At 54.9% G+C, this 25212-nt stretch carries 20 protein-coding genes; 18 read left to right on the top strand and 2 right to left on the bottom strand.

The annotated features are described in order from the left end of the window. Window positions 1–31 precede the first annotated feature (31 nt). The 9 genes from FH603_RS17705 to FH603_RS17665 all read left to right on the top strand — a co-directional run bounded on the left by FH603_RS17705 (window position 32) and on the right by FH603_RS17665 (window position 10894). Window positions 32–1621 carry an MFS transporter gene (locus FH603_RS17705; protein WP_186738923.1) on the top strand — a complete coding sequence of 530 codons (1590 nt, stop codon included), beginning with the start codon at window positions 32–34 and terminating at the stop codon, window positions 1619–1621. 73 nt (window positions 1622–1694) lie between these two features. Further along, window positions 1695–1913: a DUF6814 family protein gene (locus tag FH603_RS17700; RefSeq protein WP_186738922.1), complete on the top strand. Its 219-nt coding sequence runs from the start codon at window positions 1695–1697 to the stop codon at window positions 1911–1913. A 95-nt stretch (window positions 1914–2008) separates the two neighbouring features. Continuing rightward, complete coding sequence (locus FH603_RS17695) at window positions 2009–2221, top strand: hypothetical protein (RefSeq protein ID WP_186738921.1); 213 nt, start codon at window positions 2009–2011, stop codon at window positions 2219–2221. After that, window positions 2214–4934 carry a sensor histidine kinase gene (locus FH603_RS17690; protein WP_186738920.1) on the top strand — a complete coding sequence of 907 codons (2721 nt, stop codon included), beginning with the start codon at window positions 2214–2216 and terminating at the stop codon, window positions 4932–4934. The genes FH603_RS17695 and FH603_RS17690 overlap by 8 nt, the downstream gene beginning before the upstream one ends. Before the next feature lie 76 nt (window positions 4935–5010). Beyond that, window positions 5011–5394 (top strand): response regulator transcription factor, encoded by a 384-nt coding sequence (locus FH603_RS17685; protein WP_186738919.1) that lies wholly within the window; start codon window positions 5011–5013, stop codon window positions 5392–5394. 42 nt (window positions 5395–5436) lie between these two features. Continuing rightward, a complete protein-coding gene (locus FH603_RS17680; RefSeq protein ID WP_186738918.1) occupies window positions 5437–7398 on the top strand; it encodes a propionyl-CoA synthetase in 1962 nt (653 codons plus the stop codon). Between the two features lie 216 nt (window positions 7399–7614). After that, on the top strand, window positions 7615–9510 hold the full coding sequence (gene acs / locus FH603_RS17675) for an acetate--CoA ligase (RefSeq protein WP_186738917.1): 1896 nt from the start codon (window positions 7615–7617) through the stop codon (window positions 9508–9510). Between the two features lie 182 nt (window positions 9511–9692). Then, window positions 9693–10028 (top strand): hypothetical protein, encoded by a 336-nt coding sequence (locus FH603_RS17670; protein ID WP_186738916.1) that lies wholly within the window; start codon window positions 9693–9695, stop codon window positions 10026–10028. Between the two features lie 44 nt (window positions 10029–10072). Further along, on the top strand, window positions 10073–10894 hold the full coding sequence (locus FH603_RS17665; protein WP_186738915.1) for a universal stress protein: 822 nt from the start codon (window positions 10073–10075) through the stop codon (window positions 10892–10894). A 436-nt stretch (window positions 10895–11330) separates the two neighbouring features. On the opposite strand, the gene hemN is transcribed toward FH603_RS17665, so the two are convergent. After that, window positions 11331–12701: an oxygen-independent coproporphyrinogen III oxidase gene (hemN, locus tag FH603_RS17660; RefSeq protein WP_186738914.1), complete on the bottom strand. Its 1371-nt coding sequence runs from the start codon at window positions 12699–12701 to the stop codon at window positions 11331–11333. Between the two features lie 154 nt (window positions 12702–12855). Between hemN and FH603_RS17655 the strand changes: the two genes are divergently transcribed. The 4 genes from FH603_RS17655 (at window position 12856) to FH603_RS17640 (ending at window position 19138) form a co-directional block, all read left to right on the top strand. Next, window positions 12856–15300 carry a heavy metal translocating P-type ATPase gene (locus FH603_RS17655; protein WP_186738913.1) on the top strand — a complete coding sequence of 815 codons (2445 nt, stop codon included), beginning with the start codon at window positions 12856–12858 and terminating at the stop codon, window positions 15298–15300. A gap of 91 nt (window positions 15301–15391) precedes the next feature. Further along, a complete protein-coding gene (locus tag FH603_RS17650) occupies window positions 15392–15976 on the top strand; it encodes a DUF4082 domain-containing protein (RefSeq protein WP_186738912.1) in 585 nt (194 codons plus the stop codon). 347 nt (window positions 15977–16323) lie between these two features. Continuing rightward, the gene (locus tag FH603_RS17645) at window positions 16324–17703 is read left to right on the top strand and encodes a DUF418 domain-containing protein (protein ID WP_186738911.1); all 1380 of its coding nucleotides are present in this window, start codon (window positions 16324–16326) and stop codon (window positions 17701–17703) included. A gap of 25 nt (window positions 17704–17728) precedes the next feature. Beyond that, window positions 17729–19138: a DUF418 domain-containing protein gene (locus tag FH603_RS17640; RefSeq protein ID WP_208493154.1), complete on the top strand. Its 1410-nt coding sequence runs from the start codon at window positions 17729–17731 to the stop codon at window positions 19136–19138. A 249-nt stretch (window positions 19139–19387) separates the two neighbouring features. Here the strand turns inward: FH603_RS17640 and FH603_RS17635 are convergent, their stop codons facing one another. Beyond that, window positions 19388–19807 (bottom strand): hypothetical protein, encoded by a 420-nt coding sequence (locus tag FH603_RS17635; protein ID WP_186738910.1) that lies wholly within the window; start codon window positions 19805–19807, stop codon window positions 19388–19390. Window positions 19808–20006: 199 nt separating this feature from the next. On the opposite strand from FH603_RS17635, the gene ccoS reads away from it, so the two are divergent. The 5 genes from ccoS to ccoG all read left to right on the top strand — a co-directional run bounded on the left by ccoS (window position 20007) and on the right by ccoG (window position 25022). Further along, a complete protein-coding gene (ccoS, locus tag FH603_RS17630) occupies window positions 20007–20237 on the top strand; it encodes a cbb3-type cytochrome oxidase assembly protein CcoS (RefSeq protein WP_186738909.1) in 231 nt (76 codons plus the stop codon). Continuing rightward, window positions 20234–22450 (top strand): cytochrome-c oxidase, cbb3-type subunit I, encoded by a 2217-nt coding sequence (ccoN, locus tag FH603_RS17625; RefSeq protein ID WP_186738908.1) that lies wholly within the window; start codon window positions 20234–20236, stop codon window positions 22448–22450. Before ccoS ends, ccoN begins: the two co-directional genes overlap by 4 nt. Before the next feature lie 152 nt (window positions 22451–22602). Continuing rightward, complete coding sequence (locus FH603_RS17620) at window positions 22603–22773, top strand: hypothetical protein (protein WP_186738907.1); 171 nt, start codon at window positions 22603–22605, stop codon at window positions 22771–22773. 15 nt (window positions 22774–22788) lie between these two features. Beyond that, window positions 22789–23601: a cbb3-type cytochrome c oxidase N-terminal domain-containing protein gene (locus FH603_RS17615; protein WP_186738906.1), complete on the top strand. Its 813-nt coding sequence runs from the start codon at window positions 22789–22791 to the stop codon at window positions 23599–23601. Window positions 23602–23615: 14 nt separating this feature from the next. Continuing rightward, window positions 23616–25022 (top strand): cytochrome c oxidase accessory protein CcoG, encoded by a 1407-nt coding sequence (gene ccoG / locus FH603_RS17610; protein ID WP_186738905.1) that lies wholly within the window; start codon window positions 23616–23618, stop codon window positions 25020–25022. Window positions 25023–25212: the final 190 nt, after the last annotated feature.

Genomic DNA, 25212 nt, shown 5'->3' with positions numbered 1-25212 from the left:
ATACCCCTCTAACTGACAAACCTTTTTCCCTATGATCTCAGAAACAAATCCTAAATCCGCTACAAAGGCGAGTTCCTTGATCAGCGTTATCGGCGCATCCTCTGTCGGAACGCTCATCGAGTGGTATGACTTCTACATCTTCGGTTCGCTGGCAACCGTACTGGCAACCAAGTTTTTTCCTGAAGGCAACCCCACAGCGGCCTTCCTGTCAACGCTGGCCACCTTCGCAGCCGGCTTCGTGGTTCGTCCGTTCGGTGCTTTGTTTTTCGGTCGATTAGGTGATCTTATTGGCCGGAAGTATACGTTCATGGTCACCCTGATGCTGATGGGTGGGGCCACGTTTGCTATTGGTCTGATACCGAGTTACGAAACGATCGGGTTCATGGCCCCGCTGCTGGTGCTGATCCTCCGACTCCTGCAGGGGCTGGCCCTCGGTGGCGAATATGGCGGAGCTGCTACCTATGTGGCCGAACACTCCCCGGCCAACAAGCGGGGATTCTGGACCTCCTGGATTCAGACAACCGCTACCATTGGCCTGTTCGTATCGCTGCTGGTGATCCTGGTAACCCGGAAATCGCTTTCCAAAGAAGATTTCGATGAGTGGGGCTGGCGCATACCGTTCCTGGTTTCGATCTTTATGGTGTTCATCTCCTACATCATTCGGCGCAACATGAGCGAATCACCGCTCTTCGCGAAGGTAAAAGCCGAAGGAAAAACGTCGACCAACCCGCTGAAAGAAAGTTTTGGCAACAAATTGAATTTCAAGTTCGTGTTGCTGGCGCTCTTTGGGGCAACGATGGGGCAGGGCGTGGTCTGGTATACCGGGCAGTTCTACGCCATGAACTTCATCAAGACCGTTTGTAACGTCGATGCCATTCAATCCGACGAGCTGATGACAGTAGCCCTGCTGATGGGTACGCCGTTCTTCGTCGTGTTTGGCTGGCTATCGGATAAGATTGGCCGCAAAGGCATTATGCTGGCCGGTATGCTGATCGCGATTCTGACCTACCGACCCATCTACGAGAAGATGTACCAGACGACGAACCTGAAAAACAAACAGGAGATCACGGCCAACTTCAGTATCGACTCAACCCTGGCCCCGGACCCCAAAGTAGAGGGCGGCTCAATAAAGACGACAACGACCAAACGCGCCTATACCGATGGCACATTGCTAACAGAGGTATCCAGACTAAAAATAGCCGCCGATGTCAACGCTGAACCAGCCAAACCCGAGATCAAGAAGACCGTACTCATCACCGATACCGACCGGTGGGCGCTGATCTGGCTGGTGTTTATCCAGGTACTTTACGTGACGCTGGTATACGGTCCTATTGCCGCTTTCCTGGTTGAGATGTTCCCGACCAAAATTCGCTACACGTCCATGTCGCTGCCGTATCACATCGGTAACGGTGTCTTTGGCGGCTTGCTGCCTGCCGTAGCTACCTACCTGGCTACCGGCGCGAAAGAGGTGAACCTGGCCGCCGAAAAAGCCGGAACAGCCGCTCCCTACGCAGCTCCGTACCTGGAAGGGCTCTGGTACCCTATTCTGGTAGCGGCCGTAAGTCTGGTAATTGGTATTTTCTACATCAAAAATCGCCCGCAGGCGGCCGAAGAGGCCTGACCTAACTAACCCATTCCTGATACCCTTGCCTTTTCTTAAATCGAAGTTAACCGATTAAAAATACATCCATAAGATGAACACAATCAAACGATATCTCGGCATTGTCTGGCTCGCGCTGGCTGCTCTTTGTGGTTATTTCACCATAACGTCGATGGGGATTCCGAAACTGACATCGGGCAAAACCGACGACCTGGTCTTTGGCATTATCATCGTATTCGTACTCATGCCCATCATCGTTGGTGGTCTGGTTACGTTCGGGCTTTATGCCCTGCAAGGCGAATACGACGATTAGCCGTAACCGATTGCCTGCCGGGCAACAGCTTAGCTGCCGCCCGGCAGGCAATCGGTTACTCCACAAATTACCCTACCCACCGTAACACTGTCGCCATGAAAGAAGCCCGGCTCCTGATGCTAAGTGTGCTGTTCATGCTGCTGCTGAACGTCCCGATTTTAACCATAGCCAACCGCCCCGAACGGCTGGCTGGCATTCCGGTACTGTACCTCTACATATTTTCGGTTTGGGCCGCCCTGATCGGCTGCATCGGCTGGCTGATTCACCGCAGTCAACCTCCCGGCAATTCGCCCGCTGCCGATGAATAGCCTGACCGTACTACTCTGCTCGGTGCTCTACCTGAGCCTCCTGTTTGCCGTGGCCTACTGGGCTGAACAACGGCCTCAGCTGGGGCGCAGTCTTGTCAACAACCCTTACATTTATGCCCTGTCGATATCGGTTTACTGCACGGCCTGGACGTTCTACGGCAGCGTGGGCCGGGCGGCATCGGGCGGCATTGAGTTCCTGACCTCTTACATAGGCCCTACTCTCGGCGCGCCCATCTGGTGGAGTGTGCAACGCAAGATCATCCGTATCTGCAAAACCCAGCGCATCACCAGCATTGCCGACTTTATCTCGTCCCGCTACGGTAAAAGCCGCCTGCTGGGGGTTCTGGCAACGCTCCTCTGCGTGATGGGTATGATCCCGTATATTTCCATCCAGCTCAAAGCCATTACCACCAGCTTTGCCGTCCTGTCGGGCCAGGCGGTGGGGGGGGCGTCCGGTGCTTCCCTCAGTACGAAAGCACTCTTGATCAGTTTGCTGCTGGCGATGTTTACTATCCTCTTCGGTACCCGCAAACTGGAAGCCACCGAACGACACGAAGGTATGGTTACCGCCATTGCCTTCGAATCCATCGTTAAACTGGTGGCGTTCCTGACGGTGGGTATCTTTGTTACGTTCTTCCTGTTCAGGGGACCTTCAGACCTCTTTGAACAGGCTGCGGCCGTCCCGTCCCTGGAACGGCTGTTTACCTTCAACAGCACGACCTCCACCGCCAACTGGTTCTGGAACGTCTGTCTCTCTATGATGGCCATTCTCTTTCTGCCCCGGCAGTTTCAGGTAGCCATTGTCGAAAATGTCGACGAAAAGCACCTCAATAAGGCCATGTGGCTGTTTCCGCTTTATCTATTCCTCATCAACCTGTTCGTACTGCCCCTCACCTTTGCCGGAAAGTTACTGCTCGATCCGGGCGTAGACGCCGATAACTACGTGCTGGCGTTACCTCTGCAGTTCGGGCAGAGTGGCCTGGCGCTGCTGGCCTACATCGGCGGTTTTTCGGCGGCTACCAGCATGATCATCGTTGAAACGATTGCGCTCAGCGTTATGATCAGCAATAACGTCGTGATGCCACTACTCGTGAGTCGGCCCGGCTGGCAGGCCCGCTTTAGTGCCCTGGACGGCGAGTCGTCGTGGAGTCATGTTGTCATAACCATTCGGCGGCTCACCATCGTTGGGCTGTTACTGCTGGCTTTTCTGTATTATCACTTTGTGGCCAACCACTATTCACTGGTATCGGTTGGTGTCATTTCCTTCGTGGCCGTCGCTCAGTTTACCCCCGCCATGATTGGTGGCCTGTACTGGAAACGCGGCTCCCGGGCTGGTGCCAAACTAGGGCTCACGGCCGGGTTCACCCTTTGGCTATACACCCTCATCCTGCCCTCTCTGGCGTCAACTGGTTTTCTGCCCGGCTCCTTCCTGACGGATGGTCCCTTCGGGCTGGCGTTTCTTAGACCTTATGAACTGTTTGGCCTGACAGGACTGGATAGCATCTCACACGCCCTCTTCTGGTCGTTATTTTTCAATATTGGTGGCTACGTCTGGGGAGCGCTCAACCACCCGCAGACATCGCTCGACCACGCCCAGGCTGTCCTTTTTGTCGATGTGTATCGCTACGCCCAAACCGGCGACCAATCCGTCACCTGGAAGGGCCAGGCGTTGCTTAGCGATCTGCGCATCCTGCTGGCAACGTTCTTCGGGGACGAGCGGGCCCGCCGAACGCTCGACCGGGTTGCCCGACGCAATCACCTCACCGCCAATACTATCTACGCTGACCCACGGGTTGTAGCGTATGCCGAAAAATGGCTGGCAGGCGCTATCGGCGCAGCGTCGGCCCGCATCATCGTATCGTCGGTAGCCAGCGAAGAGCCGCTGTCTGTCGATGAGGTGATCCATATCCTGAAGGCATCACAGGAACTGATGATGGTAAATAAGGAACTCACCCGCAAGTCGACGGAACTTCAGCAGACGACCGAGCAGCTCAGCCAGGCCAACGAACGGCTCAAGCTGTCCGATCAGCAAAAAGACGATTTCGTCTCGACCGTAACCCACGAGATACGCACCCCGCTGACGTCAATTCGGGCTTTGTCGGAAATACTGTACGATCAGGCCGACATGGACGAGGTCGTACGGCTTCAGTTTTTGGGGCAGGTTATCCGGGAAACAGAACGGCTGTCGCGGCTCATCAACCAAGTCCTCGATCTGGAGCACTACGACTCGGGACGGTACCGCCTGACTACAGAGCCCCTTCTGATCGATGAACTCGTAAATGAATCGATCGAGAGCGTGGCGCAGCTGGCGCGCGACAAAGGGGTTTCGCTCCGGGTTAGCCCAACGCCGGGTCAGCTACCGATCCTTGAAGGCGACCGGGACCGGCTCACGCAGGTGCTCATCAATTTGCTGTCGAACGCCATCAAATTTTCACCCGCCGATACCGGGCAGGTTACGGTCAGCCTGGCCTTGCGTCAGAACTGGCTCGACCTGAGCGTTACCGATAATGGCGTTGGTATCGACCCCGCCATGCAGCAACTCATCTTCGAAAAGTTTTATCAGGCCAGCAACCAGACCGTTCGCAAACCCAAAGGCAGCGGACTGGGACTGGCAATATCGAAAAAGATCATAGAGCTTCACCATGGAACAATCAGCGTAAGCAGTGCGCTCCAACAGGGCGCCCGATTCACGTGTTCGTTACCTGTTCATTAATCGCGTTTATAACCTAACGTTCAACGTTTATGATTAAACTAGCTGACTGGTAACGGCAAACTAAAACCCAATATTCATGAAAGTACTGATTGTAGACGACGAACCCAATATTTTGCTTTCGCTCGAATTTCTGATGAAAAAGGAAGGGTATCGGGTGTTTATTGCCCGCGACGGGGCCGAAGCGTTCGATATCATTCGTCAGGAAGTTCCGGATCTGCTTCTGCTAGACGTGATGATGCCGCGGGTAGATGGGTATGAGGTGTGCCAGTTCGTGAAGCAGTCGCCTGAATACCAGCACTGCAAAGTCATCTTTCTGAGCGCTAAGAGCAAGGAGATAGACGTGAAGCGGGGACTTGCGCTGGGGGCAGACCTGTACCTGCCAAAACCGTTCTCGACCCGCGAACTGGTTGCTAAAATTCACGAATTACTACCCCAGACAGCCTCGTCTTCGGGGCGTTGACCGTTCCATTGAAATACAGGACTAACCGCCTGCCGCCTGCCTATGCCTTACGCCGATACCTACCACTACAGCCTGACAAACCCTGTTGAGTTCTGGGCAGAGCAGGCCCGCCAGATTCCCTGGTTCACGCAACCGGAGCGTATTCTGTCGACAGCCCAACTTGACTATACCCAGGCTCATCAGGACCCGGCCTGGACCGAAGCCGTCAACCGGGGGCAGGCCCGCTGGTTTGCCGACGGGCAGCTCAACACCTGCTACGCAGCCGTCGACTACCACGTTGACCAGGGCCGGGCCAACCAGCTGGCGCTGGTTTATGACTCCCCCGTTACCAACACGGTCAGACAGTTTACGTATGGACAACTACAGGATGAGGTAGCCCGGCTGGCCGGTGCTTTACAGGCGTTGGGGGTAACCAAAGGCGACACCGTTGTGATTTATATGCCGATGATTCCCGAAACGGCCTTTGCCATGTTGGCCTGCGCCCGGCTGGGGGCTGTTCACTCGGTGGTGTTCGGTGGTTTTGCGCCCCACGAACTGGCCCTCCGCATCGACGATGCCTGTCCCAGGGTGGTACTGTCGGCTTCCTGCGGCATTGAATTCACCACGACAATTCCTTATAAACCGTTACTCAACGACGCGCTGCAGCGCGCTGTGCACCAGCCCGATCACTGCCTGATCCTGCAACGCCCGCAGTGCACCGCCGAACTGCAACCCGGCCGCGACCACGACTGGCAGGCGCTTGTCGACGCGGCTCAACCCGCCAATTGCGTCGCCGTAGCCGCCACCGACCCGCTGTATATTCTTTATACATCCGGCACCACCGGTAAACCCAAAGGCATCGTGCGCGACAACGGCGGTCATGCGGTGGCCCTTAAATTCAGTATGAGCGCTGTTTACAACCTGCAACCGGGGCAGGTCATGTTTACGGCTTCCGATTTCGGCTGGGCGGTAGGACACAGCTATTCGGTCTATGGACCCCTGTTGCATGGCTGCACGTCGGTTATTCTGGAAGGAAAGCCTGTTCGCACACCCGATGCCGGTACGTTCTGGCGCGTCGTACAGGACCACAAGGTCAATGTTCTGTTTACGGCCCCAACGGCGTTCCGGGCCATAAAAAAAGAAGACCCCGACGCGCACCTTCGCCAGGCTTACGATCTATCATCATTACAGGCCGTCTTCGTGGCGGGTGAACGCTGCGATCCACCAACCCTGAACTGGCTGGAATCCATCGTGAATGTGCCCGTGATCGACCACTGGTGGCAAACCGAATCGGGCTGGCCCATGGTTGCCAATTCAATGGGTATCGAACCGATGCCGGTGAAACCCGGCTCGGCCACCAAACCGGTTTGCGGCTATGACCTGAAGATACTGGACGAAGACGGACACCCGGCCAGCCCCAATGAAACCGGCCTGGTTTGCCTCAAATTACCCTTGCCGCCCGGTTGCCTGCCAACGCTCTGGCATGACGACGAGCGGTTTCGGACCTCCTACCTGAACCGCTTCCCCGGCTACTACCTCTCCGGCGATGGCGGGTTTGTGGATGCAGACGGGTATGTGTTCATCATGGGCCGCGTCGACGATGTTATCAATGTGGCTGGGCACCGGCTGTCGACGGGCGAGATGGAAGAAATGCTGGGGAGCCATCCGGCCGTGGCCGAGTGCGCCGTGGTGGGTATCGCCTGTCCACTGCGGGGCCAGCGCCCGCTGGGGTTCGTGGTCCTGAAAGACGGCATTCAAACCGATGAGGCTACCCTTGAAACAGAGCTGGTTATGCTGTTGCGCGATCGGATCGGGGCGGTGGCCTACTTCCGTAACGCACTCGTGGTGCAACGGTTACCTAAAACACGGTCGGGCAAGATTCTGCGCAAAACCATCCGGCAGATCGCCGACGGCGAAGCGTATACCATGCCATCCACCATCGATGACCCGCTGATTCTTGACGAAATCAGTCTGGCACTAACCCTGCGTCAACTCGGTATCGCTTTTAGTATAGACCAGACGTGAAAGGAGGAAGGAGGAAGGAGGAGAGGGAGGAGAGGAGAGGAAGGAGAGGAAGGCTGTCGCGTGCATTTCCTCCCCTTCCTCCTTCCTCCCTCCTCCCTTTCCTCCCCCTCTTCCCCCTGCTATCTATATCAAATTAGCAAAAAAGCCAGATGAACGGCGACGTCGTTTCCGGTTAAGTTTATACCTTTAATCCTTTATTTTATACGTCCTATACCCATGTTTATTAAAACCTTTGACGAATACCAGGCCGCCTATCAGCAGAGCGTTGACGATCCGGAATCCTTCTGGGCCGGAATTGCACAGGAGTTTCAGTGGCGTAAACCCTGGAAGAAAACGCTGCAATGGAATTTCGAAGAACCTGACATCAAATGGTTCGTAGGCGGTAAGCTCAATATAACAGAAAACTGCCTCGACCGCCACCTCGCCGAGCGGGGCGACCAGGCCGCTATTATCTGGGAGCCTAACGACCCGCACGAAGCCGGCGTCACGCTCACCTACCGGATGCTCCATGATCAGGTGTGCCGGTTTGCCAATGTGCTCAAGCGCAACGGCGTTGTTAAAGGCGACCGGGTGTGTATCTATATGCCGATGGTGCCCGAACTGGCCATTGCCGTACTGGCCTGCGCCCGGATCGGCGCTATCCACTCGGTCGTATTCGGTGGCTTTTCGGCGCAGAGCATCGCCGACCGCATCAACGATGCCGCCTGTAAACTCATCATCACCTCTGACGGGGCCTACCGGGGCAACAAGGAAATACCAATGAAAAACACTGTCGACGATGCCCTGATCGGGTGTCCGACGGTGAAACGGGTGATTGTACTGACCCGTACCCGCACGCCGGTATCCATGCTCAAAGGCCGCGACGTGTGGTGGGAGCAGGAACTCAAGCAGGTCACGGCCGACTGCCCCGCCGAGGAAATGGACGCCGAAGACACCTTGTTTATTCTCTACACCTCCGGGTCGACGGGCAAGCCTAAAGGCGTTGTTCATACCACCGGGGGCTATATGGTCTACGCAGCTTACACCTTCCAGAACGTGTTCCAGTACAAGCCGGGACAGGTGTTTTTCTGTACCGCCGACATTGGCTGGATTACGGGACACAGCTACATCGTCTACGGACCCCTGGCCTGTGGCGCTACGTCGCTGCTGTTCGAGGGCGTCCCGACCTACCCCGATGCGGGCCGGTTCTGGGACATTATCGACAAGCATAAAGTCAGTACACTATATACGGCACCAACGGCCATCCGGTCATTGATGGGCTTCGGGCTGGACTATGTGAAAGGCCACGACCTGAGCAGCCTGGAAGTGCTGGGTTCGGTGGGCGAGCCGATCAACGAAGAAGCCTGGCACTGGTATGACGACAACATTGGTCATAACCGCTGCCCCATTGTCGATACGTGGTGGCAAACCGAAACCGGCGGACTGATGATTTCGCCTATCGCCAACGTAACCCCCCTCAAACCAGCCTTTGCCAGCCTGCCCCTGCCCGGTGTTCAACCGATTCTGGTAGACGAGAACGGCAAGGAGATCGAAGGCAACGGCGTAAGCGGCAACCTCTGCATCAAGTTCCCCTGGCCGGGTATCCTCCGCACGACCTACGGCGACCACGAACGTTGCCGCCAGACCTACTTTGCTACCTACCCCGGCCTGTACTTCACCGGCGACGGTTGTCTCCGCGACGAGGATGGCTATTACCGCATTACAGGCCGCGTCGATGACGTGCTAAACGTATCGGGCCACCGCATCGGCACCGCCGAAGTGGAAAACGCCATCAATATGCACACAGGCGTGGTCGAGAGCGCCGTGGTGGGCTATCCGCACGACATTAAAGGGCAGGGTATCTACGCCTTCGTCATCACCGACCAGACGGCAGGTGACCATGATGCCGACCTGACCAAGCGCGATATTCTGGCAACCGTCAGCCGGGTAATTGGCCCCATTGCCAAGCCCGACAAGATTCAGTTTGTCAGCGGCCTGCCTAAAACGCGGTCGGGTAAGATCATGCGCCGGATTCTGCGCAAAGTGGCCGAAGGTGACTTCAATAATCTCGGCGATATCACGACACTACTCGACCCAGCGGTTGTTGAAGAGATCAAGACCGGTAAACTATAGGGGTCTTTAGAATAGCGTGGTCAGGGGTTTGGAATGGCCGGTAGTCGTAGCGCGACTATCGACCATCCTAAACCCCTGACCCTTTTTTGCGCGTGCAAAAATCATCGTTTGGGTTGATAATCGTCAGGTTGACACGGTGCGTCGCAGGCTTGTTTTGTAGCATCATTCAAACAGAAAAGCTCATGGCAACGCTCAGTCAATCAACACCCGCCTATACAATTACCCCAACCACGAACAACTGGTTGGCAACTTATAATACCTTCATCGAAGAAGCAGACTTCAACCGCGTGGGCTGGGCCGCTACCACCATCATTGTGCAGGGCTGCATCCTCACGCCCGCTTTCCTGCTCATTATGTTCATGTATGGCGGGGGCGACTGGCAGTTACTAACGGCTAACCTGAGCTTTTTGCTCGTTCTCGTTCCGGTTCTGTCGGCCATGTCGGTAAAATACATTCTCCCGGCTTTTGCGTTCAGCACCCTGCTCCATCTGGCGCTTATCCTGATGGATATCCTGTAAGATCCTGTTGATCCTTTTCCGCTCAGACATATCCCCTATTCGGCATGAAAACCATCGTTGTAGCTACAGACTTTTCACCCAATGCGAACCGGGCGGCCCACGTGGCCATGCAACTGGCCCAGGCGCAAAAGGCGTCGTTGATCCTGATGAATGCGTTTCATTTCTGGCCAACGAATCCGTCAGAAACGGGCACAAACTTCCCGCTCAGTATACAGGAAATGCGTAACGACAGCCAGCACGCGCTCATGAAACTGGCTCACGAACTCCACAAGCAGCACGGCGCAGAGGTACCCATCCGCTGCCTGACCAGAGAAGGGTATCCAATACCGTCTATTCGTGAGGTAACGAAGGATGAGAAGGCCGATCTGCTGGTCATGTCTACCGTTGGAACGGCTCCGCAGAGTACCCAGCTAATGGGCAGCGTGGCAACCAGCATGGTAGCCGAAACCAACGTGCCGCTCCTGCTTATACCCCCATCGGCCGTTCATGCCGACATCAAAAATGTTGTACTCGGCGTAGACCTCGACACCCCGCCCGATGCCGTAGCACTCGATACCGCGCTTCGGTTTGCCCGACAGTTTGGGTGCGTGGTCAACGTGCTGTGTATCAACGACCATCCCACCGATGCCGCCGTACGCACGAAGGCCGAACACATCCGGCATTTGATGGCCTCCGTACCGCACACCCTGACGATCCGGCCCGGTGAAGAAGTGTATGAAACGTTGCTGACGTTTTCTCATGCCAACAAAGCCGATCTGATCATGATGCTGCCGCAGCCGCACAACTGGCTCAGACGACTCTTCGACGAAGGCAATACCGAACGGATGGCCCGCCTGACAGATTTACCACTGCTGGCTATCGTCTGAGGGGTTGGTAATAAGTTATTTCATAGAAGGCGACTCAGTAACAGCCGGGACATTCAACCCCATAGGGGTGTTCTGTTAATCGGAAGGGGTCTATTTATTCAACTCTAGCCCCGTAGGGGCGGCCTCAAAGAATAGGTCGCCCCTAACGGGGCTACATTGTTTTTGGTCCATTAATTCCTATTGCCAAAATACCCCTACGGGGCTAAACCTCCGACGTATAGCTTACCGGTCATGTACTGACCGTTTAACCCCATAGGGGTGTCCTGTTAATAGAAAGGGCACGGTTTAATTAATGCTAGCCCCGTAGGGGCGACCTCAAAGAATAACCTATTAAAACGGTCGCCCCTACGAGTACTAGGTTGCTTTTAAGACATTAATTCCTATTGCCAAAATACCCCTACGGGGCTAGAAGCCCAGTTAATCCCCTACCCCAATCTCAAACTGTGCTGGAAAACAGCGGTTTGGCTGAAACAGAAGGCTGATTAGACAGATACCGGTCGAACACCATACAGATATTGCGAACAAAGGGCCGCCCCTCGGGCCGGACCCACAGGGCGGTTTCGTCATAATCGATCAGCCCATCGGCAACAAACCCATCGAGTTGCTGAGTCAGCCTGTCCCATTCGGCATCTGTCCAGTCTTCGACTGCCCAGCTCGTCTGAAAGCGGCACATGATATCCAGTATCAGCCGCCGTATCAGGCTGTCGTCTTCAGAAAGCAGATGGCCCCGCATGATGGGCAACTGGTTCGAGAAGACCCGCTGCTGGTAGGTACTGATGTCTTTTTCGTTTTGCATGAACGCCGTACCTACATCGCTGATGGCCGATACACCGAGCCCGATCAGTACCTGAGTCTGGGTTGTGGTATAGCCCATGAAATTACGGTGCAGCTGCCCCGTCTCTCTGGCTTTATTCAGGGAATCGTGCGGCAGGGCAAAATGGTCCATCCCGATTTCGGTGTATCCCCCGGCTTCGAGCAGGGACCGGCCGGCTTCATACAGCGCCCGTTTCTGATCGGCCGTGGGCAGGTCGCTATCGGCAAAGCCCCGTTGCCCGGTTCCTTTTATCCAGGGAACGTGCGCATAGGAATAAAAGGCGATGCGGTCGGGACGCAGGAGCAGCGTCTGAGCGACGGTATCAGTAATGGAAGTAAGCTGCTGGAAGGGCAGGCCAAAGACTAGGTCGTGGCTGATAGAGGTGTACCCTATTTCGCGCGCCCAGCGGGTAACCTGCGCTACATGAGCAAAAGGCTGATGCCGGTGGATAGCTTGCTGTACTACCGGATCATAGTCCTGTACGCCGAAGCTCACCCGGCGAAAGCCGAACGCATAGAGCGTTTGCAGGTGCTCGCGGGTCGTATTGTTGGGGTGGCCCTCCCAGCCGAAGTCAGGATTATCAGTTGGGTCGGCCCAGCGGAAGAGGCCTGTGAGCAACCGCCGGAGCTGATCAGGAGCGAAGAAACTAGGCGTTCCTCCCCCAAAATGCAGTTCGGCAATGCGGGGCCGCTCCGGCAACCAGACGCAGTAGGCTTCCCACTCTTCGAGCAGCGCGTCGATATACGGTTTTTCGACACTGTGGTTTTTGGTGATGCGCTTATTACAACCGCAAAAGGTACACAGGCTCTCGCAGAAAGGCAGGTGAACATACAGGCTGATGCCGGTCAGGTGGTTGGTTGTGGCGAAGGCCGTCGTCAGGCGTTGTTTCCAGGCCTGCAAGCCAAAAGCCGTTGTGTTCCAGAACGGTACGGGTGGGTAACTGGTGTAGCGCGGTCCGGCTACGTTGTATTTTGCAATCAGCGAATCGGTCATAAACAAAACAAGACCGATTTCCAGGCACGGTCAGGTTCAGCAAAATTCGGCTATCCCGATTGTCCGAAACCGCACCAGAATCAGCCGACAACCTGATTTATATCAGCCAATGCCACCGGGGACCGGGCCAATTTTGAGGAAATTTACGGTACTTATGATCACCACCAGTCCCACCAAAACTGTCTGCTATCACTGCGGCAGCGACTGCCCTGCCGATACCGCCCCGCTATTTTTCGACGATAAACCGTTTTGCTGTTCAGGTTGCCAGACCGTTTACCAGTTACTGAGCGATCACCAGCTTTGCCAGTATTACGACCTCAACCAGACACCGGGCCAGGCTACGCCCGGACAAACGCCCGCCCTCGACCGGCTGGCGTTTCTCGATCTCCCCGACATTGCCGGTCAGCTCATCGACTTTCAGAACGACAACGTAGCCCACGTTACCTTTTACATACCGGCTATTCACTGCTCTTCCTGCCTGTGGCTGCTCGAACACCTGTACCGGATTGAGCCCGCAGTTCAGCAAACGCGCGTCGACTTCCTCAAAAAACAGGTACATCTGGTCTATAACCCCGCCGATCTGTCCCTGCGGCAGGTGGCCGAACTGCTCACCTCGCTGGGCTACGAGCCGCTCATCAGCCTGAACGATGTGGTGAAACAGGGCAGCAAACCCACCTACCGCCCGCTGCTTTACCGGCTGGCCGTGGCGGGCTTCTGCGCGGGCAACATCATGCTCTTCAGCTTCCCCGAATACCTCGGCCTCGATGACCCGTCGTTCAAGCACCTGTTCGGTATTCTCAACCTGCTGCTGGCAACCCCTGTCGTTTTTTATTCAGGATCGGGCTATTTCGTATCGGTCTGGAAAAGCCTACGGCGAGGCATTATCAATATCGATTTCCCCATCCTGCTGGGCATATTGACCGCCTACAGCCGGGGCACCTACGAGGTGCTGGCGCTGGACGGGGCGGGTTATTACGACTCCGTAAGCGGCCTTATTTTCTTTTTGCTGTGTGGCAAATGGTTTCAGCAGCGTACCTATGATTTTCTGTCGTTCGAGCGCGACTACAAATCGTATTTCCCGCTGGCCGTACAGCGGCTAACGGCGCAGGAGCAGGAACTGGCAACCCCCGTGGCCGACCTGCACAAAGGCGACCGGATACGGATACGACATGGCGACCTGATTCCGGCCGATGGCCTGCTCTACCGGGGTTCCGGTTTGATCGACTACTCGTTCGTTACCGGCGAATCGGAACCGGAGGCTAAAGAACCAGGTACGCTCCTGTATGCGGGTGGCCGGCAGATGGGCGGGGTCATCGACCTAGAAATTGTGCGCGACGTGTCGCAGAGCTACCTGACCCAGCTTTGGAACAACGACGCCTTCCGGAAAGACCAGCCGAGCCGAGCCCAGACGTTTGCAGATGCGGTAGGAAAGTATTTTACGATTACCGTGCTGACACTGGCTACGCTGATCGGTGCTTACTGGTATTTCTGGGTCGGCCAGCCTGCCACAGCGGTCAATGCGTTCACAGCGATCCTGATCATTGCCTGCCCTTGTGTGCTGTCGCTATCGTATCCGGTGGCGCTCGGTCATGGCCTGCGGCTGTTGAGCAAGCACGGCTTTTACCTCAAAAACGCCGATGTGATCGAGCAGCTCACCCAGTGCGACACCCTTGTTTTCGATAAAACCGGCACCCTCACCACACCGGCGTCGGAGGCCGTAACCGAAGCCTTTAGCCCGGCGCTGACGAACGCCGAGCGGACACTCATCCGGACACTGGTCAGCCAGTCGGCACACCCGCTGAGCCGCCAGTTGAGCCAGCATCTGGCCGACTCCCCAGTCCTGTTTATCAACGACTTTACCGAAGTTCCCGGCCAGGGCCTGGCCGGGCTGGTCGATGACCGGCTCGTTACCGTGGGCAGTGCCGCCTTTGTGCGTGGCCCCGTTGAGTCTGTTGGCACGTCAATTCATGTCAGCATCGACGGCAGCTACCGGGGCCATTTCCGGTTTGCCGGGCAACTGCGCGACGGACTGGCCGACATGCTGACAGCGTTTACCAGGCAGGGATCGGGCACTCCGGGAATTGACTCCGGCCGGCCGAAACTATACCTACTGTCGGGCGATACGAGTGCTGCCCATACCGACCTCAGTCCCTGGTTTACGGAAGATGCCATGCGGTTCGGATGTAGCCCGGAGGACAAACTCCGGTTCATCAGCCAGTTGCAGGCCAACGGCCACCGCGTGCTGATGATTGGCGACGGTCTCAACGATGCCGGAGCGCTGAAGCAGGCCGATGTGGGCCTTGCCATTACGGATGATACACTCCGGTTCACCCCCGCCAGCGATGCCATTCTGGAGGCTCATTCCTTACCGGCGCTACCGGCGTATCTGCGCTACAGCCGGTTTGCCATGCGCCTTATCCGGTTCAGCTTCGGCGTATCGCTGCTTTACAATTTTATTGGGCTGTCATTTGCGGCTACAGGCCATCTCTCACCGGTTGTAGCGGCCATACTGATGCCCCTCAGCTCCGCCACGATGGTGCTGATCGCTACCGTTGGCATGCGGCTGGGCCGCCCCGCGTCTTGGTCTTGTAACGCATAGCCTGATACCGTTTACTCAAACCATCCCTGCACCTGTTTCCCTGAGTCGTTTCCCCGCGACTAACGGTTTAGACAATTAATGTATCTAAACCATGAGAACAGTATTATTTTTTGGCCTGCTACTCGGAGCGGCCAGCCTGACCGGTTGCACATCTACCGAGAAAGAGACCGTAAAGCCTACCGAAAACGCGCTGACGAGCTTTATAAGCGCTGAAAGTACCATTTCATCCGGTGTACGTACATCAGGCCCCTGGGAGCTGGGAGTCGTATTCAGCTCGTCGGTGGCGGGGAAGCTCACGCAGGTTGGCAGCAAGATGCCGGAACCGGGCAGCTACCGGATCATTGTCTGGGATTTTGACAGCAAGCAGGTCCTTCGGCAGAAAACCGTAGAGCAAACGGCACCCGACAAACTAACCCTGGATGCTATTGAGTCACTGGCGTTGACAGCTAACAAAAAGTACATTATCAGCATCAACAGCCAGTCGGGGGGGACTAACAAGAAATACGGTTTCGCTTACAAGACAGGTTCAGCCGATTTCATGCCATTCACGAAAGGGAGTATTCTGGTTTACAATTCCTGCTACCGAAACGCAGCTACGCCTTCATTTCCCGACAATGTTACGAACGTAAAATATGAACTCTACGGCTTTCCCGAGTTCACATTCATTCCAGACTAAGTAGTGTAGGGTTAGGTTGCGTACAGTTCGCTAATGGGGCTAATGCGCAACGTAAACCAGGTGTAGCAGGAGTGAGTCAGGGGTTCTTCCTTACCTGACTTCTTATGTTAATGTGCGTCATGGATAAGGTAGGCGCGGCTTAAGTTCAGCCTATGGTACGTTCGAGGCCAGGCGGTTGCCTGGAAGGGCACCGTTGGTGCAGTCAACTGACGCAAATGACGAAATGATCCGGGTTTTTGACCCACTCCTACCGTTCCCTAAGGCATTGGTGCGAAGCACGGATTGATTTATCATATTGACCTGACAATCAACTTACTGCCATCTCCTCTTTAAATCATTCTCCCTCCATGGAAGCTATGCTCTCTCCTGCATCTGATGAGTATGTTGCGGCAGTTCATCCTGTTAATCAGACCGAACGCATAGAAACGCTCGATGTGCTGCGGGGAGTTGCCCTGCTCGGCATTTTGTTAATGAGTATTCAGGCTTTTGGGCTTACTGAAGCCAGTGTGCAACAACTGGTTCGGAATCCACATGGTGGCAATTATTGGCTGGTGACGCTGGTTCATGTGTTGTTCGAAAACAAGATGCGCGCCCTGTTTTCGATGCTGTTTGGCGCAGGCATCCTCCTCTTTCTGAACAAGAGCCGAAGCAGTTCGGGGATGGAAGTGCCTGAGCTATTCATCCGGCGTCAGCTATGGCTCATCGTTTTCGGGCTCATCAACGCCTGGGGCTTGCTGTGGCATTATGATATTCTGTTTCACTACGGGATTGTGGGTATTTTTCTTTTTCCATTCATGCGGCTATCCCCCCGCACATTGCTCGTTTGTGCCGTAGCGGTCGGGTTGATTTATAGTGGAAAGCTCTATTGGCAGTTTGCCGAACAGAAACAGAAATACGAGAAGTTTCAACAGGTGACGGCCCTGGAGAAAAAGAACAAAAAGGTGAAGCTGACCGACGAGCAGAAAGACGACAAGTCGGCCTGGGAAGGAATGGTAAAAGGGCGACAATACGACAGTAAGGCCGACAAGGCCGATGTCGTAGCGATGCGCTCCGACTACGCTACCGTATGGAGCCATCAACTGCCCAAAACCAAGCGGATGGAAGCTTCTTTTTTCTATCAATTTGGCCTATGGGACATTGTCTCGATGATGTTGCTGGGCATGGCTTTGTTCAAATGGGGATTTTTTTCAAATCGGCTTACCACCCGTCACTATACGTTTCTGGCCATTGGCGGGATCCTGATTGGTCAGGCAATGGCCTGGTTTTCATTATCCAACCATGAGCTGGCGATTGTCAATTTTACGCGTTATGTCAGCACCAACAGCCTCCCGGTCGCGGAGGTGTTGATGCCCTTCGAACGAGCTTTTGTGGCCATTGGCTGGGCCAGTCTGGTGTTGTTAGCCTATCGGTCTGGAAGGGGGGCCTGGTTATGGAAAGCGCTGAGTGCCGTGGGGCAGATGGCCTTCACCAACTACCTCATGCAGAGTATGCTATGTACGCTGTTTTTCTACGGTTATGGCTTGGGTTATTACGGCGATATGAAGCTGTACCAACTCTACATCGTTGTAGCAGAGATCTGGCTCATCCAGCTGGTATTCAGCCTTATGTGGCTTAAGACGTTCCGGCTTGGCCCACTCGAATGGCTGTGGCGTTCGCTGACCTACGGCAGGCGACAACCCATGCTGCGCACGGAAACGAGTCCGCAGGTTACGCCCGTTTTTTCCTGATCCACCCCTTTTACCGACTCGTTCAATGGAAGCAAATCCAGTTTTCCCTATAACTTCTGACACCTCTGTATCGGGTCTGACCGCCACGCTACCGGCCGATTATCAGGAGGGCGTTCAGGCGCAGGCGGCTCCCCGTCCAGTGGCCAAAGCCGATCGTATTCAAACCATCGACCTGATCCGGGGCGTGGCTCTGCTGGGTATTCTGATGATGAATATTCCGGGATTCGGCTTCCTGGCATCGGGTTTCAATACGCTACTGAATAATCCAACCGGAGCCGACTTTTATACCTTCGCGGTAGTGGGGGTAGCCTTCGAAGGAACGATGCGCGGGTTGTTTTCGATGCTGTTTGGCGCGGGTATGGTCCTGTTTACCCAGAATAAACGCGAACAGGCCAATGGCCCCACCGTCGCCGAGTACTATTACCGCCGACTGTTATGGCTGGTCTTATTCGGGGTTATCAATGCCTATGTGTTACTCTGGCGTGGCGATATCCTGTTCTTTTATGGTCTATGTGGTATGCTGCTGTACCCCTTTCGCCGGATAAAAGGCGTTTGGCTCATTGGGCTGGCCGTTTTATGCATGGGTTTCAATTCCATTCGTTCGGAAATCTGGTATGGTGAGTTACGCGAAAACAGGGCGGGTTATCTGGAGGCTAAGAGTCAGGAAAAAGCGCATAAAAAGCTAACCGACAAGCAGAAAGAAGCCAAAACCGCGTGGGAGAGATTTGAGAAGAATTTCAAACCCGATCCTAAAAAAGACACCAAAGAACTAACCAATATGCGCGGTGGATACGGTACGGTCTTTATGCATCTACTGCCGGAGAACAGCGCGTCTGAAATTTACTACACGTATTACGGCAGCTGGGATATGCTGCTCATGATGTTCCTGGGTATGGCCCTGCTGGGCTGGGGCTTTTTCTCCAACAAACTACCAACCTCCACCTATGTCGTCACGCTGCTCATAGGGTACGGAATTGGGTTGCCAATCAGTTGGTTTTATGTAGCGTCACAGGTAGACTGGTCACAGCACCCCGGCCAGATTGTTGACAATTACCGGACAATACCCTTTCAGGTGTATGACATCCGGCGGGTCTTGCTGGCGCTTGGTCATGCGAGTCTGGTGTTGTTAGTCTATCGCTCTCAACTGGTGCCCTGGCTCATGCGGGCTCTGACGGCGGTGGGGCAAATGGCTTTCACCAACTACCTGATGCAGTCGATCATCTGTACCCTGATTTTTCACGGCTATGGCCTGGGCTATTATGGAAAGCTGTCCTACTATGAGTTGTATTATGTGGTGGCCGGCGTGTGGGTTTTTCAGTTGATTTTATCACCCATCTGGTTGCAGTATTTCCTGTTCGGGCCGTTCGAGTGGCTTTGGCGTTCGCTAACCTATTGGCAGCTGCAGCCCATGCGCCGGACGATATCGGCGACCTGAGCCATGGCGGTGATGCCAGTTATCATCGACTTTCCTGAACCCGAAAGAAAAGGCCCCTGTTTATGACCGTTATGGTCTAAGACAGGGGCTTTCGTTCAACTGGGTGTGGATAAAACAGTAGCAAATGGCAACTCGCCACAACAGGTACTACGACAGCTACTAGTATCTATATATTTTATCATTCATACTATTCCCAACGGTCACCAAGCGTCTCACTACATCTGGTACAGGAATACCGGAATGTCGTTATTAAATCAGGTTTAGTTTGACCAGGCCGGTCAGATACTGATAGCAGGTATCGCGCATGCGGCCGATCTCATCGCGTAGCTGCGTAAAAATTACCGGCATCGCCTGGTACTTCGCAAACTGGTTGTCGTTACAGGGAACCGGCGCAACAACACCGCTACAGGCATTGCTGGCGCACAAATGTACAGACCGGACCTCTTCGATCCGTTCTTTCAGCTGGTGCAGACTACCGTAGTAATCGATGGCCCGGTGCTGCAGCTGGCTGTTCTGCTGCTCCAGCAGATCGGCCAGCAGACTCAGCAGCCCATCGATTTCAGCTTCATTGGTATTGAGCGTAGCCGTCCAGGCCTGATTCTGCGCCCGGCAGGTCAGTAGCGTTGGTACCGTATTGGTCGATGGAGGGGTATCAATAATGGATTGCATAACAGAAAAGCGTTTGGGCGAATAATATGACCGTAAAAGTAGCGGAGCCGCCCCCCGGCTTACCTGATGCTGGTCAGCCCGTCGACTGATTCATATCAGGCACCCTGTTCAGCTGAACTTAATCAGCCTGACACCTGACGAATCTCATCGGTAGCGTAGGGAATGAACCTCAATTTTGGGGCATCAAACGCTACCGGGTATGTCCACAATCTTCTTTATGATCGGAATAAGCTTGCTGATGGCGCTGGGATTTCTGAGCGCATTCATCTGGTCGATGCGCACCGGTCAGCAGGACGATTTGTATACGCCCTCACTCAGAATGCTGCTCGACGATACGCCCCCCGACGAACCCGCTCTTTTATCCGAAAAACCAATGACCATCGATTCAAGCCACCGGACCATCCAGAAAAATTCTTCTACTGCCCTATGAACGTCACTACCAACCCACCAATCGTGATCATTTCGCCGGACCGGGCGGCTATTGGACAGCCCCCGCCGGGTCAGCGACTCGTTGCCGAACGATTTGCGTACGACAACACCATTGTTCGCAACTTTGCCGTAGCAACCATTATCTGGGGTATCATCGGTATGCTCGTAGGTGTTATTGCTGCCAGCCAGCTGTTTGCGCCAGCCGCCAACCTGAGCAACCAGTACACCACTTTCGGACGCATACGGCCGCTGCATACCAACGCGGTTATTTTTGCCTTTGTAGGCAACGCCATTTTTATGGGCGTTTACTACTCGCTCCAGCGGCTCTGTAAAGCGCGGATGTTCTCCGACCTGCTGAGCAAGATCCACTTCTGGGGCTGGCAGTTGATCATCGTGTCGGCGGTGGCCACATTGCCGCTGGGCCTGACGACCTCCAAGGAATACGCCGAACTTGAATGGCCCATCGACATTGCCATTACGCTGATCTGGGTGGTGTTCGGTATCAACATGTTCGGTACGATCTTCAAACGGCGCGAACGGCATCTGTACGTCGCCATCTGGTTCTATATCGCCACGTTCGTGACCATTGCCGTCCTGCACATCATCAATTCGCTGGCAATTCCTGTTACGCTGTTCAAGAGCTACTCGCTCTATGCCGGGGTTCAGGATGCGCTGGTTCAATGGTGGTATGGCCACAATGCGGTGGCTTTCTTCCTGACCACGCCCTACCTGGGCATGATGTATTACTTCCTGCCTAAAATGGCGAACCGGCCCGTTTACTCCTACAAACTGTCGATTCTGCACTTCTGGGCGCTGATTTTCCTGTATATCTGGGCTGGTCCTCACCATTTGCTCTATAGCTCACTGCCCGACTGGGCGCAGTCGCTGGGCGTTGTTTTCTCCATTATGCTCATTGCTCCATCGTGGGGCGGGATGATCAACGGTCTGCTGACCCTGCGCGGGGCCTGGGACAAAGTGCGCGAAGATGCCATCCTGAAGTTTATGGTCGTTGGCCTGACGGCCTACGGTATGGCCACCTTCGAAGGGCCGATGCTGTCGCTCAAGAACATCAACGCCATTGCCCACTTTACCGACTGGATCGTGGCTCACGTTCACGTTGGCGCGCTGGGCTGGAATGGCTTTCTGACGTTTGCCATGCTGTACTGGCTTATCCCACGCATGTACCACACGCCACTGCACTCCAAAAAACTCATCAATATCCACTTCTGGCTCGGTACGCTGGGCATCCTCTTCTACGCCGTTCCGATGTATATCTCGGGCTTTACGCAGGGGATGATGTGGAAAGAATTTACGGTTGAAGGCACCCTCCGGTACAGTAACTTCCTGGAGACGACACTACAGTTACTGCCCATGCACCGGATGCGGGCCATTGGCGGAACGCTTTACCTGATCGGGGCTATCCTGATGGCGTATAATCTCTTCAAGACCATGGCTGCCGGTACGCTGACGGCCAACGAGCCCGCCGAAGCCCCCGCCCTGGAGAAAGCGTATGTTCCCGTTGGCAACGATACGTACTGGCACCGCTGGCTGGAACGTAAGCCTATTCCGCTGCTGGTTGGCTCACTGGTCGTTATTCTGATTGGCACGCTCATCGAGCTGATACCCACGTTCATGGTGGAGAGCAACGTACCAACGATCTCGGCGGTGCAACCCTATACCGCGCTGGAAGTAGAAGGCCGCGACCTGTACATCCGCGAAGGCTGCGTCAACTGCCACACCCAGATGGTCCGCCCGTTCCGCTCCGAAACCGAGCGTTACGGCGAGTACTCCAAAGCGGGCGAGTTCGTCTATGACCACCCATTCCTGTGGGGCAGCAAACGTACCGGCCCCGACCTTCACCGGGAAGGCAACAAATACCCCGACTCCTGGCACTATCATCACATGAACGACCCGACGTCCATGTCGCCCGGTTCCATCATGCCGCCCTACCCCTGGCTGCTGGAGCAGAAACTCGATGTTTCCCACACAGGCGGCAAACTGAAAGCCCTCCAGCAGGTAGGCGTTCCGTATGACGACGTAGCGATAACCTACGCCAATGAGGACCTTCAGAAACAGGCTGGTGCGATAAGCGATAAATTAGCCAAAGACGGCATCAACGTAAAATCCGACCGCGAAATCGTAGCCCTCATCGCCTACCTGCAACGGTTAGGTACGGACATCAAGAAAATGGAAACCGCCACCGCCACCCCGTAGAGACGCGACCCTTCGCGTCTATGAGGTAGCCCCCATAGAGACGTGACCCCTCGCGTCTGATCGCTACCCAACAGAGGGTCAAACCAACAGAATCATCACACAGACGCAAAGGCCGGGCCGCCGGGCGGTTGCGTCTCTACCAATCGACAATCATGTTCAAACAATTTATATCCAAAATTCCCGGCGCAGACCTGTACATGGTCGGGTCGTTCATGACCTTCTTCGTCTTTTTCGTGCTGGTAGGGCTGTACTTGTGGCTAGCCGACAAGAATTACCTCCAGCAGATGAGCCGCCTGCCGTTCGATGATTCATCCACCGATTAACTGATCCCACCCCTCATGAATCTGCTTCTTAGTTTACAACTGGGCGAACCGTCCAAATCCATGTGGAACATTACCTCCGCGCAGGAGCTGGTGCTGGTCATGCTGGCCCTCATCGTGCTGGTGGGGATGGCGCTGGTGGGCGTTGTTGCGGTTTACCTGCTGCTGATTGTCCGTAAAGCCCTGGAACCGGCCCCCCTGCCCCTGGCCAAACCAGCCGATACCCGTTCCAGCTGGCAGCGTTTTGCGGGTCTGCACACCCTCAGCCAGGAAAAAGACCTGGTCATGGAGCATGCCTACGATGGCATCCTTGAACTGGACAATCCAACCCCGCCCTGGTTTATGGGTCTGTTTTACAGTACCATCGGCTTCGCCTTTGTTTACCTGCTGCTGTTCCACGTATTTGACGTCGGCAGTCTGCAACTGGCCGAATACACACAGGAAGTCGCTATCGGCGAGCAACAGCGTGAAGCATTCATCAAAAAAGTGGCCGGCTCTATCAACGAAAATACCGTCGCGTTTACGAAGGATGAAAAGTCGCTGGATGCGGGGAAGGCCCTGTTCATGCAAAACTGCCTGGCCTGCCACGGCCAGCAGGGACAGGGGGGCGTTGGCCCCAACCTGACCGATGAGTTCTGGCTGCATGGCGGCAACGTAAAATCTATTTTCCACACCATCAATGAAGGCGTTCCTGCCAAAGGGATGATGTCGTGGAAAAAACAACTCAACCCGTTGCAGGTGCAGCAGGTTGCCAGCTTCATTCTGTCGCTGCAAGGCACAAAACCAGCCGGAGCCAAAGAGCCCCAGGGAGAGAAAGTAGCGGTTAATTAACGATTCACGATGCCATGAACACCCCCATAAACACCCCTGTCGACGATTATTTCAGGTCACACGTACCGAACCAGAAAGAAAACGGCGGACGTCAGTGGCTGTATCCCCGGGCTACATCGGGGAAATTCACGCAGTGGCGGAGGGTGGTAGCGGTGGTGTTGCTGGTAGCGTTGTTTGCCGGTCCATTCGTTTGGGTAGACGGTCACCCGCTGTTTCTGTTCAATGTGCTTGAGCGCCGGTTCATCTTTTTCGGTGTCACCTTCTGGCCACAGGATTTTTACCTGGTTGCCATTGGGCTGATCACCTTCATCATGTTCATTGCCCTCTTTACAGTCGTATACGGACGGGTCTTCTGCGGATGGGCCTGTCCACAAACGATCTTTATGGAAATGGTTTTCCGGACGATCGAAGGCTGGATCGAGGGCGACTTCAACGCCCGCAAACGGCTCGATGCGGCTCCCTGGACAGTAGAGAAGATCGTTAAGAAGACCAGCAAACACGGCGTTTTTCTACTGATCTCATTTGTGATCAGCAACACCTTCCTGGCCTATATCATTGGCCGCGACCAATGGCTGACGCTCATTACCGATAGCCCCACCCAACACGTTACCGGTTTGTTTACCATGCTGGTGTTTACCGGTGTCTTCTACGCGGTGTTTGCGTACCTGCGTGAAATAGTCTGCACGACGATTTGCCCCTATGGTCGCCTGCAGAGCGTGATGCTCGACAAAAACTCACTCGTCGTTGCCTATGATTACATCCGGGGTGAACCGCGCGGAAAGATTAAAAAAAGCGAAGTGGCCGCCCCCGTAAAAGGTGACTGCGTCGACTGCAAGCTCTGCGTCCATGTCTGCCCAACCGGTATCGATATCCGTAATGGCACCCAGATGGAGTGCATCAACTGCACCGCCTGCATGGATGCCTGCGACGAGGTGATGGTAAAAATAGACCGGCCGAAGGGTCTGATCCGGATGGATTCGCTACAAGGGATCGAAACCCGGCAGCCCTTTCGGTTTACAGGACGGATAGTTGCCTATACGGGTGTGCTGGTGGCCTTGATGGCGGTGCTGGGATTCCTGCTCATCAGCCGCCCCTCGCTCGACGTAACGATATTACGGGCACCGGGACAACTGTTCCAGCGCGAGCCGAACGGCCGGATAGCCAACCTGTATACAGTAGAGGTGATCAACAAAACCTACCGCGCCCTGCCGGTGCAGTTCCGACTCAGCCGCCCCGATGCGACACTGGCGTTCGTGCAGAAACTGACGCAGGTCCAACCCGGCGAACTAACGAAAACGATGTTCTTCATCTCGCTGCCCCAAACCGCTATCCGGCAAAGCAACACCAAACTAACCATCGACATTATCTCAAACAATACGGTGGTCGACCAGATAGAAACAAACTTCCTGGGACCGGAATGAATGATGAACGATGAGTGATGAACGAGTGAGTGATGAACGAGTGAGTGAATGTAGCTCTTTATCACTCATCATTCATCATTCATCACTCATCACTCATCACTCATCACTCATCACTCATCACTCATCACTCATCACTCATCACTCATCACTCATCACTCATCACTCATCACTCATCACTCATCACTCATCA

It is taken from the genome of Spirosoma utsteinense (assembly GCF_014282275.1).
GTDB classification, from domain to species: Bacteria; Bacteroidota; Bacteroidia; order Cytophagales; family Spirosomataceae; genus Spirosoma; species Spirosoma utsteinense.
Note: the sequence above shows the minus strand (reverse complement) of the source record. Positions and strands in the feature narration are given on the sequence as shown.